Below are 13,253 nucleotides of genomic sequence, written 5' to 3'. Positions count from 1 at the left end.
CATTTTTGTGCCAAATATTTTAGTACTACTGCTTCGCGGGTTATTTTCACTGCTGACAACTCCCGGGCTATTTATATGCACCGTCAACTAAGGTATAACGGCGCAATGAAAATACCGAAACGTATTCAGCCACTGGTCGACGAAGGTTTGGTGGATGAAGTCATCCGTCCGTTAATGAGCGGCAAAGAAGCCTCTGTGTATATCGTCCGTTGTGGCGAGGATATACGCTGCGCCAAAGTGTATAAAGAAGCCGACAAACGCAGCTTCAAACAAGCGGTGTTGTACCAGGAAGGCCGGAAGGTACGTAGCAGCCGCCGCGCCAGAGCAATGGAAAAAGGTTCTAAATTCGGCCGCAAGCAGCAAGAAGAAAGTTGGCAAAATGCCGAAGTAGACGCCCTGTTCAAACTGGCCAAGGCCGGCGTTCGCGTGCCGGAGCCATTTGGCTGCTACGACGGTGTGCTATTGATGGAACTGGTGTGTGACGACGAGGGCATGGTTGCACCGCGCTTAGCCGATGTCGCTATGGATGCTGACTTAGCTCTGGCTGACCATGCCACCATGTTGCAATACATCGTTATTATGTTATGCGAAGGCTTAGTGCACGGCGATTTATCTGAATTTAATGTGTTGGTAGACGACCATGGCCCGGTAGTGATTGATTTACCACAGGCAGTAGATGCTGCTGCTAACAATAACGCTAAGTGGATGTTTTGCCGCGATGTGAATAATATGCGCGACTACTATGGCTTGTATGCGCCGCAATTGCTCAGCACACAATACGCTGAAGAAATTTGGGCACTATACGAAGCTGGTGAACTACATCCGGAAGTAGAGTTAACGGGTGAGTTTATAGCAGATACCAGCGAGACAGATGTTGACGCAGTACTTGAGCAAATTAAAGCCGCCTTTGCCGAAGCTGAAGAGCGTAAAGCACGCGCGCTTGACACCGATGACGATAACTAACCCTGCATACAGATTCAAGCCGCTGCCGCACGCACAGCAACACATAATACTTTAGTCATTTTCGCGAAAAACTAGTATAAATGACAATACCGCCTCAGCCTATCCACCAACAAGTACAGATAATTCAATAGATTAAAGTTGGCAAAGCCTTTGCACAGTAAGTGCTAAGCAAAACACAACAAGGACAATAAAATGAAATTATCTCAACTTGCGGCGGCTTTCGGTTTGGTTATTGCTTCAGGCTGTTTTATCAGCGTTGCTCATGCTGACAACACTACCATTGATAAAGTATTAGGCTCTGCAGTCGTCGGCAGCCAGCAGCATTATGGCGATATATCACTGGTCAATGGCAGTGTAAAAATGGCCAGTGATAGCAGTGCTCATGATGTATCGGTGGTAAACGGCAGCATTAAATTGCGTGACAATATTCGATTAAACAGCGCGTCTACCGTTAATGGCAGCATCGAAAGCGGCAGCGGCCTGCAGGTTGCTACTAATTTGGAAACGGTAAATGGCAAGATCCACCCTGGTAGTCAGGCGGTGATCGGCGGCAATGTAGATACCGTTAATGGCGATATATTGTTGCACAGTAGCGAAATAGCTAAAGATATCAGTACGGTAAATGGTGATATTACGCTTAGTGGTAATACCGTAGTGAAAGGGGATTTGGTGTATAAACCCCGCGGTAAGAAAAAATCGTTTTTTGGTTGGAGCAATAGCAGCAAACCCAAATTGCATATTACTGCTGATGCCGCAGTGGAAGGCCGTATTTTGCTGCAGCAGGAAGTAGAACTGCAGCTGGATAACCCGGCAATGCAAGCTAAAGTGGTGTACGACATTAACAACGGCCAATAAGCCGCATTTTTAGCGCAATGTAGCCGCCACGACCCGCTAAGGTCTTGGCGGCATTTTATTGATAATGACCGAAACGCTGCTCTGCCAGCGTCTGAGCTTGCGCTAAAGTAGCGGCATTCACTATATTTTGGCAAGATGCAGTCGGCAACGGTAAGTCGCAACGCCACTAAATATAGCGGTCTGGCGTTATAACATTCGACAAGCCGCCTATACTGTAGTCATACATAGTGCTCGAAAAGAGCGTTAACAGTTAAGGTTATATGAAGCTGTGCTATTTGCGCTACTGCACACTGTTGTTGCTTTGTGTGTTCGGTCTGCCCCGGGCGGAGCCTGTTATTATTGTTGATGCCGTTGCGCTGCTGCAAGCGCAACGCGGCAATGAAACTAACATTCTGCAGCAACTGCTTGCTGCCTACCCTGCTGCGTACACTATTGAAGATATCAGCCGAAACCGCGCACGCGAGTGGGTAAAAGCGGCCAACAATGCTTGTATTCCATGGTTAAGAAAAACCGCAGCCCGTGAACAGGATTTTTTATTCAGCGTGCCCTACATGGCAGAAGATGCGCTGCAACTGGTGTTAACAGCAGAATCTAAATGGCACGGTGCGCTGGAAAATGTAATGCGGCAGAACCAACAGATATCGCTGGTGCATTTGCTTAGCGTCAAACCCAGCCCGTTAATCGGCGTAGAATTAAACCGCAGCTATGGTGAAGCGTTGGATCAACTGCTGTCGCATCGCAAGAATAGCTGGTCAATTTATACCCGAACTACATCCAGCCAGCAAACTGGCAGTATGTTGCCCATGTTACAACGTGGCTTTATTGATGCCACATTGGAATATCGCAAAATAGCGCTGCGCACCGATCCCACTTTACGTTTTTACCCATTACTTGAAGCCCAGCCAGTGAATCTGGTGCACTTTGCCTGCTCTAAAGGTGAGCGCGGCCAACGTATTATCAACTTACTTAATCAAACCATAGTGGCTAAAAGCCAGCTGCCAGATTATCAGCAACTGGTTTTACAAGGTATTGCAGAGCAAAATCGACCACTGGCGTTGCAAACCTGGCTACAAGCATTAACCTCTGTACCTTAAAGCCTGCTGGTCAAGCCTTACCGGTTAAGGTAATACTATGCCAAACAAAGTTAACAGTGATACGACCATATTGACTGACTCAACACAGGTATCAACATGCAGCCATTGCGCTTAGCGCACTATTTATTGCTGTTCGCCTTGCAGCTGTTACCATATGACAGCTGCAAGGCTGCCACGACACCAACTAGCGGGCAGGCCAGCGTAACAACACTGACGCTCAGCGCCGGAGAATGGCCGCCATTTCTGAGTGAGGCACTACCCCATCAAGGCGTGGTGGCACATTTAATTCGCGATATTTTTGCCGAGGCAGGCTATCAGGTTAGCTTTAGTTTCTTACCCTGGGCGCGGGCTTATCATGACACGGCCAATGGCAAATATGCTGCCACTGCGGTGTGGATGCTAGCGGAGGACAGAACCAAAGACTTTCTGTATAGCGAAGCGGTATTAAGCGAACAATTTGTGTTGTTTCACTTAAAACAACGCCATTTTGACTGGCAGCAATTGACTGACTTACGCGGTATGCTGCTAGGTGGTGGCCTGGGCTACAGTTATGGCCCGGCGTTTGACGATGCACTGCACAACAAGGTGTTTAAAATGTCACGCGTTGGCAGCACCGAGCAAAATTTTCGGCGGCTGGCCGCCGGCCGTATTGATGTATTCGCCGAAGAAATTAGTGTGGGGTATCACACGCTAAACCATCAGTTGCCAGAACTGGCAGGCCTGATTAGCCATCATCCAAAGCCGCTGCTAATTAACCAGAGTTTTTTGCTATTTCCGCAAAATAGCCCTGACAGTGCGCAGCTGCTGCAAGCGTTTAATCAGCAGTTACAATTGTTCAGACATAGCGGGCGCTATCAAAGCTATTTTGACCGCCTGGCAGAGGGCGGATATCAGTAGCGGCTTAAAACAGCCAGACCATTACAACAAGCCAGCCAGCCCAGGCCGATATAATTTGCCTACTTTAACCAACTGATTACCCTGCAGACGAATTTGGGCACTGTCTACAGCTATGATATTGTTTCTATTTACAATAAATGATTTGTGCACTTGCACAAACTGCGACGGCGGTAGCTGTTGTAGCAGCTGCTTTAAGGTGCTGCTGACCAGTGTCATTTGTTCTCCTTGCCATAGCTTTACATAATTGCCGTAGGCTTCGAGCAGGCTGATGTCATGCAACTGAAACTTACGCTGTTCGCGGTCAACCTTCAGCACAATGTAACTGAGTACCGGCGGTGTCACTGCGGCTGCACGCCGGCGCACTTTGTCCAGCGCGCTAAACAAGCGCGGTGCACTAACCGGTTTTAGCAGATAATCCACCACGTCCAGCTCAAAGCCTTCAATGGCAAATTCTTTATATGCACTGATAATAACTACCGCCGGCCGGTTATGCAGCACCTTTAACAGTTCAATTCCACTTAGTGCCGGCATATTAATATCCAGCAAAAGCAGATCGACCGACTGCTGCGCCAGATAGCGCAATGCCTCTGTCGCATTGTAACAGCTGGCCAGCACGCTGATATCGTCGTAACTTTGCAAATGATGTTTAATAACCTGATGCGCCAGTGGCTCATCATCAATGATTAGCGTCTTTAACACGGCTCCAGCTCCAGCGTTAGCTCGGCGCACCATACACCCGCTTGCTGTTGTGCGCTAAAACGGTGTTTGCCGCCATACAACAACTGCAGGCGCCGGCGCAAATTATCCAGCCCAATGCCTGCCCGGTGTTGCACGCCGGTGTCGGGCACACTGTTAGCACAACGCATCTGCAACCAGCCATTGTCGATGCTAATGCTCAGCTCGATGCTGCAGCGCGACTGGCTTGGCTCTACACCATGTTTGAAGGCGTTCTCCAACAGAATAATTAACAGCAACGGCGCAATTTGCCACCTTGTTGCATCTTCGGGCCAGGATAGGCAAAGCTGGCATTTGTCGCCACTGCGAATGGTTTGCAGGGCCAGAAAATCCTGCAAATACTGAATTTCCTGCGCCAGGCTTACCCGGGCGTTTTGCCCTTCGTACACGGTATAGCGTAGCAGGTTGGCAAGTTGCATTACCATATCAGGCGCGGCTTTAGAGCCAGCTAAGGTCAGCGCATACAAATTATTTAGCGTATTAAATAAAAAGTGTGGATTAACCTGTTGTTGTAACAGCTGTAGCTCGGTCTGGCTTTGGCGCTGCGCTACTTCTACCAGCGCCTTTTCTTGCTGCTGGCGTTCAAACGCCAGAATAACTGGCGTACTGATCAGTAACACCACAAAGCAAAAGCGAAAATTATCCGGGTCAAAGATGTTGTAGTCCTGCGATGGCAAAAAGGTAAATTCAGCAATATTTAGCGGCAACAATAACACTAACGCGGACAACAGCGGTGTAAGCAAGATGATGCTGATCAGGCAGCCGGCGATATAGGCAAACACACCGTTGCGGGCAAGTAGCTGACGGATCAGCAGATAGCGGTTTAGCCAGCAGATCAGTAACACACAACAGCCCATCAACCAGAATTGCCAAAGGTAGTGCAGGAAAAACTCAAAATTAACGATAACAGTATGGCTATTGATGACGGCCTTAAGCGGTTGATTACGCACCGGGTCGTCAGTAGAGGCGAAGATAGCCGCTATCACCACGGCCCAGGCACTCATCAACAACAGCGACACAGCATTAAGTGAAAACAAGCGGGTGATCAACTGAACGCCGGCCCCAGTGTGGCGCTGCGCTAAGGTGCGACTCAGGCCATAACCGCCGCTAGCCAGCATTAATAATAGCCAGCCCTGTACTGAGAATAAGCTCCAGCTGGCATAGGCCTGCCACTGCGCTCCCAGCCAAAACAGGAATAACGGGTATAATACAAAGCCGCTGCCCCACACTAACCCCGCATGCCAGCGCCGCTGCTGCTTAATAAACTGTGCGGCAAAATAATGTGCCAGCAGCAAAGGCGAGCTTTCAATCATCAATTGTAGCCACAGCAGCGAAAACGCCACTGCACTCTGGCTGTGCAAAGAAAAGTGTCTGATTAACGCTTCCAGCAACAGTGCCGCCATCAAGGCTAGTTGATTTTCCGCAATGGCGTTCAAGCCTGAGTTAAGTTTGGCGGTGGCCCGCTTTAGCATGCTGATGTCCTGCAACTGTTTTGCTTAGCGTGGCGCAAGCTGCGCCAGCCGTCAGCTAATGGATGACGAAGTTAGCGTTTTTACTGACGAAAGTAAATTTGCCAGCCAAATTCCGCCATTAAGCTGTTTTGTCATGCTAATCCGCCACTTTGTCATCGCGAGCTTGTTGCCAACACTTGCAATACCTAGGCTGTTGCTGAATTTATTACAGGAATAGCCCATGCTGACCATACGCCAACTTTCTGTTACCTATGCCGATGGCACCCAAGCCCTGCGTGACATTAATCTGCAGTTACCCACTGGCATGGTGGGTTTATTAGGCCCCAATGGCGCCGGTAAGTCGACTCTAATGCGCGCCCTTGCTTGCCTGCAGCCACCGGATAGCGGCCAGATCGAATTTGCCGGTATTAATGTGCTGCATCAGCCGCAAGCACTGCGCCAGCAACTGGGCTACTTACCACAGCATTTTGGCGTTTACCCGCATATGAGCTGCTATGCTTTGTTGCTGCATATGGCTGTTTTGAAGGGCATACGCGACAAAACCGAACAAAAACAACAAATTGATGCACTGCTCCAGCTAACCAACCTCAGTGCAGTGGCCAATAAAAGTGTCGCGACCTTTTCCGGCGGTATGCGCCAGCGCTTTGGTATTGCCCAGGCCTTGTTGGGCAACCCTAAGTTATTAATACTGGATGAACCCACCGCCGGGCTGGATCCGGCCGAGCGCGAGCGCTTGCACGCGCTGCTGGTGCAGATCAGCCGCGACAAACTTATTTTACTCTCAACGCATATTGTCGAAGACATTGAAAACCTCTGTCCTTTTGTCGCGCTGATTAATCAGGGCCAGATTGTGCAAAGCGGTGCCGTGCCGGGCTTGCTAGCGCCGCTGCAGGGGCTAGTTTGGCAAAGCCCGCTGCGACCTGATAACAGCAGCACCCTGCTCAGTGCCAGCTACCGTTTTGGTGTGCCTACCTACCGGCTGTTAAGTCAGCTGCAACCTTGCGCAGCGGCAGTGCCGGTCACCGCCACTTTGCAAGATCGCTATTTTTTTGAATTGTCAGATAAGGCGGCCTATGTTGCAGCTTAACTTGCTGAATAATGAATGGCGCTATCTGCGCCGACAACCGCTGCTGTGGCTGGCGTTGCTACTGCTGCCGGTTACCGCCTATATCTTTGCCACCGGCATTGGCGGCATTGACACCCTGGCCGACAAACGGCTGCAAGCGTTACAGATGACTTTGCTGATGTTCAGTCTGCCGCTATTGTGTGGTGCACTGGCACCCTTGGTGTTGTTGCGTGATCAACACTACAGCATGACAGAGCTGATTTTAGCCACACCGCTAAGTCCGCCGCAGCGCTTATTTTCCCGCTTAGCGCTGATGTTTGTGCTATGTGCCGGCCTAATGCTGGCAGGCTTTATGATTATCTACTTTATGCTTGGCCGCGAATTCGGTTTTCAGCCCTCGCTGCTGGCAATCAGCCTATGGGACTTTGCGCTGTTGGCTGTGCCGGCTTGCGCGTTTTACACCGCATTGGCCGGGTGTTTAGCTCAACGTTTTAACTCTAGCGTGCTGCTGTATGCGCTGTTTGGTTGCCTGTGGTTAGGCTATCTGATACTGGCCAGCCTGACCGGTGCACCAATGCTAGCCGGCAGTTCTATCCGCTACGACTGGCTGTTTAATGCTATGCGCCTGCTCGACCCATTCGGCAATACCGCCCTAATCGCCTTATATCAGCACAGCGCACCTCAGCTGTATGGCGACCTGATTTTTTACCTGAACCGGCTACTGTTTTGCCTGCTGGCTGACGGGCTGTTTTTTATCACGTTGCGGCTTAAACCACACAACAGCGCCGCAAAACCCTGGCATAGCGAAATAAGCCACGACACCAATCCGCCCCCCGCTTATCAGGCGGTGACCACCGCCCCCAAAGCAGCACTGCAGCTATGGCAACTTACCCGCACAGCACTACTCACCTTGCTGCAGCAACGGCTAAACCAACTGTTCTTGCTGGGCTGGGTGTTGCTGATGTTTAACGAGGTACTGTCTGGCATCAACTATGCCGAGCCGCTGGCAGTGCTTAGCCCCACTAGCCTGGATGCGCTTAATCGCATTGCCGATGACGTGCTGCCATTAGTCGGTGGTTTGCTGGTGTTACTCTGGACCTGGCAGCTGAGCTGGCGTAACCGCCACACTGCCATGGCCGAGCTGATTGCCGCAACACCCGTAGGCTCTGGCATACTGATGGCAAGCCATACACTGGCGTTAACGGCACTTATTTTGTTGCTGATGCTGCTGGGTGCTTTGGGCTGCCTGGCGGCAGAATGGCTGGCGTACAGCGATGTCCAACTGCAGTACTATCCTGAGATACTGGGCAAAGTGGCGCTATCGTTATGGCTACTCGGTGCGCTGTTTAGTGTATTGCATGCCATTTGCCGCTCACCGTTAATGGCTGCGGCCTGGTGCTGCGGTATTTTCCTGATGAAGTACACGCCGCTTAGCGGCAAATTAGGCCTAACGCACACCCTGTGGAATATTGCCGGCTCACCACTGCAACCGGCCGATGCCTTTTGGCATTTTGAGCAAAGCCAATCGGTATACTGGCCATTTATGAGCTTTTGGCTGCTACTAACCTTTGCTTTACTGTGGCTAGCCGCACAATGGTCGCACCGTACCGGCAGTTTTACTAATCCAAAGCGCGGCAAGCTAACGCTGAGCTCTGGCCTGTTGCTGGCATTGGCGGTGTACAGTGGGGTTAACTTACACCTTAATATTATTGCCGAACGGCCACTAATGAGCTCAGATTTACGCGAACAATGGCGGGCAGATTACGAACAACGTTATGCCAACTGGGCCACCATCGCCCAGCCGACGCTAACGCATATTGAGGCGCAGGTAGATATTTATCCAAAGCAGGGCGAAGCGGCTTTTGCGTTAAATTACACGCTGCAAAACCACACGACGCAGCCCATTACTAAGCTATTAGTGGGCAATTACTCTGCCACGGTAATAAGCGAGCTTAAGCTGTCCGTCGCGCATACTGCCAGCGTGGATCAACAACTGGGGCAGCATACGCTGCTATTAGCCAACGCCATGATGCCGGGAGAAACATTGCAGCTGCACAGCAAGCTGACCTTTAAACAGCCCAAACACTGGCCCGCGGTAATGCCGCAATTTGTGAAACCGTCGTTTAGCTATTTGCGCGGCATGCCGTTAATACCGAGTATCGGCTTTCAGATGGAGTATCAGCTACGAGATGAACAACAGCGCCGGCAATATGGTCTGGCGCCGCTTAATCTGCTTAAGCCATCCGTGCTGTTTGCCACACCTCAGCTAACAGCGGCCAGTTACGACTGGGTAACCTTGCGCTCAGTGGTGTCTACCGACAGTGGGCAAACGCCGTTAGCACAGGGTAAGGCGGTGCGACAGTGGCAGCAGCAGGGCCGCAATTATGCCGAGTATCACACCAGTACAGCCATGCGTAACTTGCCAGTGTGGTATTCATTAGCCGGCGACGTGCTAAGCCAACAGCACGGCGATGTCAGGCTAACTGTGTACAGCCCGCAGCTAAATGCGGCGGCTAAGCTGAATATGCAAGCGATGCAGGACACACTGGACTGGATGACGCAGCATATCGCGCCCTATCGCGGCAGCCAGCTCAGTTTGCTGGCCACACCCGATATGGGCGCCACCGGCTATGCCCTGCCACAGATCATGATGATTAACCACCGGGTCGGCTTTCGCGCTGAACCTGCTGCCGACGCCGGCTTTGATCAGCGTTATCGCCGCGCCGTGCACGAAACCGCGCACCAATGGTTTGGCCATGATATTGGCAACGGGGTGTTAGAAGACAGCGCCTTTTTAATCGAACCCTTAGCAAAATATATAGAGCTGGTATTGTTGGAACAGCGCTACGGTACAAAAGCCATGCAGGCACTGGTAAAGTATGAGCGTGAACGTTTTGCGCTGGCAGTCAGGCGCAGCAGCCAGCAAACACCCGCGCTCATCGATGCCACGGCAAACCATGATCTCTACTCCCGCGCAACACTGGTGTTTGCCATCTTGCGCCAGCAATTGGGCGATGCCGTCATCAGCCAGGCACTGCGGCAGTTATGGCAGCAAAACGCTTATCCGCAAACACCGGCCACTTCGATGGATTTTGTCCGGGCATTGCAGGCACAGGTTAGCCCGCATCAGCAGCAACTGGTGACAGACTTATTCTTGGGCACAGATCTAAGCCTGTTGTTGGAAGACAGCAGCAAACCGTAAAACCTGCCGCCAGACGACAACTGTTAGTCTGGCTGCAAAGCTGCCCTGAACGCGTCTTTATAGCGGCGCGACAGTGCGAGCTGCTGGCCGCTTTTTAGTAAAATGTCGCCATCACCGCTGCTGTCATAGCTGATGCTGTCAATGACATGATGGTTTACCGCCAGGCTGCGGTGAATGCGGCTAAAGCCTTTGCTGCTGAGTTGCGTCAGGGTATTACTTAAGGTAGCGCGCAGCGGATAAATGCGGCCTTTACTGTGCAGGTTAACGTAATTGCCACTGGCCTCCAGCCATTCGATGTCATCGGTGCGGATCAAAAACTCTTTATCCAGCTTCTTTACCAAAAAATGCTCCGGTGCCTTGCCCAGCGGCATAGTGCCGCTATCTTCGGCGTTATCAAGCTGATGCGCCTCACCTTTTATCCGGCTGTAGACAAACAGCACCAGCTGATAACCAAGTAGAAACGACAAATAGCCCCAGGCATCTTTGCGGTATTCGTAAAAAAACTCGCGCATTACGGGGCCAAAGTTATAGTTGCCGCCCTGCCAGTGGTAAACCAGTTCGCGCATGGCAACCATCAGGCTGACATGAAGCACTGAAAACAGCAGGCTACCCAGCAAATGCGCCAACAACTGCCGGCGAATGCTACTTAGTTGCAACGGATAGCGGTTAAACCACCAGAACAGCAGCGGAAAAAGTAACAAAGTGCTGATGGCGCTGCTGTATTCCCAGACGATGGGCTCCCACAACTGCAAGCCGCTGCCGCTATCGCGGCTGTGCTCCATCCACACAGAACTGGCGTTAATGGCGGCATTAATAAAAAAATACAGCGCCAACAGCAGATAGCTGTATAGCGTGGGGCGCTGGTCAAAGCGCTCAAATAGGCTTGTTGTCTTATCGTTCGTCACACCCATCCACCTGTTATCCCTGTTTGCCGCCGTGCGGCCATTCTACTGTGTCTCATGCCAGGTCAGCAGCGCACTATTACACAAATGAAAACGCAACTGCAACGACGGAGTTTTACTATGACATTCACTACGGATAATCGTCGCTACGACCTGGACTGGCTGCGCACGCTGGCTTTTGGTCTGCTGATTTTGTATCACATTGGTATGTATTATGTCGCCGACTGGGGCTGGCATATTAAAAGTGACCACACCAGCGAAACGCTGCAAAACCTGATGATCTTAACCAACCCGTGGCGTATGTCTTTAATCTTTTTTATTTCTGCTATGGCGCTGGCACTTGCCCAGCGCCGCAGCCAGGCGCTTAAGCTGTTTGGCCTGCGCTCAAACCGGCTACTAATACCTTTACTGTGTGGAATGTTTATCGTGGTGGTGCCGCAAGTATATTATGAAGCCTTATCACAGCAGTTAATTGAGCCTGGCTTTATCAACTTCTGGTGGCATTATATCAACCCGAATACTGCATTATTGCCAGAGCACCACAGCCCCATCGGCTTGTTAACCTGGAATCACTTGTGGTTTATACCCTACTTATGGTGCTACAGCGTACTGGCGCTGCTTGCCTCGCCAGTCTTAAATATGCTGGCGAAGCAATTGCAACGACTGCCGGGTAAAGTTGCCCTGCTGACGGCAATGGCGACACTTATCTGTGCCTGGTATTTCCTGCGCCAAGCCTATCCATCTAGCCATGCCTTAGTAGATGACTGGTATAACCATGCTAAATATTTCAGTGTGTTTATTGCCGGTTACCTGTTTGCGCTGCAAGGCAACTGGTGGCAAAAAGTAATAGTGTATCGGCGTTGGTTTATGCTGGCCGCCATGCTTTGCTACAGCCTGATTATTGCCGATCGCAACGGTCTGCTAGACAGTATTCCGGCCAGCTTTGCCGAGTCCGTTAGCGGCAGATTGATTGTTGGCGTGGTACTGGCCCTAAACCACTGGGGCTGGATCTTAGCCTTAATCGGCTACGCCGGCCGTTACCTGAACCAGCCAACCAATAAGCTGGACAAAGACGGCAGCCTGCTGCACTACTGTAATAACGCTATCTTGCCCTGGTATATGCTACACCAAACATTAATTGTCGTGTTTGCAGCATGGCTAAAAGCACTGGCGTTACCGGTAGCGATTGAAGCGGTATTGCTTATTGCGCTGACCTGCGCCGGCTGCTGGGTCGGCTATGAGATAGTAAAACGCTTCTGGCTCAGCCGCTGGCTATTTGGTTTAAAGGTAAAGCTGCCAGTGGTTAACTCTGAGCGCGCATCGTCAGTAACTCGCTGACAGTGGCAAAACGATAACCCTGCAACTTTAACCCTCTGATAATCAACGGCAGTGCCTCACGCGAGGTCTGCCGGCTTTGGTACATCACATGCAACAAAACTATGCTGCCGGGTCTGGCATTGTTTATCACATAGTCGGCCATCGCCTGAGCATCTTTGGCAAACTTGGGGTCGGTTTCCGGTTCCAGATCCCACATAATGGTCAGCCGGTTTTGCTGTGCCAGATACCAAGGTAGCATTAAAAGTTTCTTACCGTAAGGCGGTCGAAACAGAATATCGCCCTGATAACCCGCCGCGCGGATAGCCGCGTCGGTTTGCTCAATCTCACTGGCAACAGTCGCTCGCGACATAAACAGCATCCGCGGATGGCTATAGCTGTGATTCCCAAGCTGATGTCCAGCAGCCAGCAGTTGCCGGGCCTGGGCCAGATTTTGCTTGGTTTCTTTACCGGTAACAAAAAAGGTCGCCCTCACTTGCTCTGCCGCCAGTATTGTCAACACTTCATCGGTATAGCGTTTAGACGGGCCATCGTCAAAAGTCAGGGCTATTACTTTGTCGCCGATTTCTACCCGATGTACCAGCTCGCCAAACAGCTGATAGCTGCGGGCAGACGACAGCTGCCACAAACCATAGAGCACCGCCAACACAGCAACGATAATAATTAGAAATTTTTTCATTATATAGCAAGGGGTTATTGATCATTGTCTGATACTAAAGACCACAAACTGAA

General features: G+C 51.0%; 11 protein-coding genes. 7 read left to right on the top strand and 4 right to left on the bottom strand.

Annotated elements, in window-relative coordinates; genetic code table 11:
• Positions 1-105 precede the first annotated feature (105 nt).
• The 4 genes from I4W93_RS17980 (at position 106) to I4W93_RS17965 (ending at position 3,809) form a co-directional block, all read left to right on the top strand.
• On the top strand, positions 106-963 hold the full coding sequence (locus I4W93_RS17980; protein ID WP_205312080.1) for a PA4780 family RIO1-like protein kinase: 858 nt from the start codon (positions 106-108) through the stop codon (positions 961-963).
• 192 nt (positions 964-1,155) lie between these two features.
• A complete protein-coding gene (locus I4W93_RS17975; protein ID WP_205312081.1) occupies positions 1,156-1,818 on the top strand; it encodes a DUF4097 family beta strand repeat-containing protein in 663 nt (220 codons plus the stop codon).
• Positions 1,819-2,078: 260 nt separating this feature from the next.
• Entirely contained in the window at positions 2,079-2,912 is an 834-nt protein-coding gene (locus tag I4W93_RS17970; protein ID WP_205312082.1) for a hypothetical protein, read from the top strand.
• A gap of 96 nt (positions 2,913-3,008) precedes the next feature.
• A complete protein-coding gene (locus tag I4W93_RS17965; RefSeq protein WP_205312083.1) occupies positions 3,009-3,809 on the top strand; it encodes a substrate-binding periplasmic protein in 801 nt (266 codons plus the stop codon).
• Between the two features lie 21 nt (positions 3,810-3,830).
• Here the strand turns inward: I4W93_RS17965 and I4W93_RS17960 are convergent, their stop codons facing one another.
• Complete coding sequence (locus I4W93_RS17960) at positions 3,831-4,508, bottom strand: LytR/AlgR family response regulator transcription factor (protein WP_205312084.1); 678 nt, start codon at positions 4,506-4,508, stop codon at positions 3,831-3,833.
• The gene (locus I4W93_RS17955) at positions 4,502-6,016 is read right to left on the bottom strand and encodes a sensor histidine kinase (protein ID WP_205312085.1); all 1,515 of its coding nucleotides are present in this window, start codon (positions 6,014-6,016) and stop codon (positions 4,502-4,504) included. Before I4W93_RS17955 ends, I4W93_RS17960 begins: the two co-directional genes overlap by 7 nt.
• Before the next feature lie 220 nt (positions 6,017-6,236).
• Here I4W93_RS17955 and I4W93_RS17950 point away from each other — a divergent pair, with 220 nt between their 5' ends.
• Positions 6,237-7,103, top strand: coding sequence for an ABC transporter ATP-binding protein (locus I4W93_RS17950; protein ID WP_205312086.1), 867 nt, complete (start codon positions 6,237-6,239; stop codon positions 7,101-7,103).
• Entirely contained in the window at positions 7,090-10,284 is a 3,195-nt protein-coding gene (locus tag I4W93_RS17945; protein WP_205312087.1) for a M1 family aminopeptidase, read from the top strand. The genes I4W93_RS17950 and I4W93_RS17945 overlap by 14 nt, the downstream gene beginning before the upstream one ends.
• 23 nt (positions 10,285-10,307) lie before the next feature.
• On the opposite strand, the gene I4W93_RS17940 is transcribed toward I4W93_RS17945, so the two are convergent.
• On the bottom strand, positions 10,308-11,195 hold the full coding sequence (locus I4W93_RS17940; protein ID WP_224673539.1) for a LytR/AlgR family response regulator transcription factor: 888 nt from the start codon (positions 11,193-11,195) through the stop codon (positions 10,308-10,310).
• 111 nt (positions 11,196-11,306) lie between these two features.
• Here I4W93_RS17940 and I4W93_RS17935 point away from each other — a divergent pair, with 111 nt between their 5' ends.
• Positions 11,307-12,524, top strand: coding sequence for an acyltransferase family protein (locus I4W93_RS17935; RefSeq protein WP_205312089.1), 1,218 nt, complete (start codon positions 11,307-11,309; stop codon positions 12,522-12,524).
• Here the strand turns inward: I4W93_RS17935 and I4W93_RS17930 are convergent.
• Positions 12,490-13,200, bottom strand: coding sequence for a polysaccharide deacetylase family protein (locus I4W93_RS17930; RefSeq protein WP_205312090.1), 711 nt, complete (start codon positions 13,198-13,200; stop codon positions 12,490-12,492). The two genes, I4W93_RS17935 and I4W93_RS17930, sit on opposite strands and share 35 nt — an antisense overlap.
• Between the last annotated feature and the right edge of the window lie 53 nt (positions 13,201-13,253).

Origin of the sequence: Rheinheimera maricola (assembly GCF_016918075.2) — a bacterium.
Lineage (GTDB): Bacteria > Pseudomonadota > Gammaproteobacteria > Enterobacterales > Alteromonadaceae > Alishewanella > Alishewanella maricola_A.
Note: the sequence above shows the minus strand (reverse complement) of the source record. Positions and strands in the feature narration are given on the sequence as shown.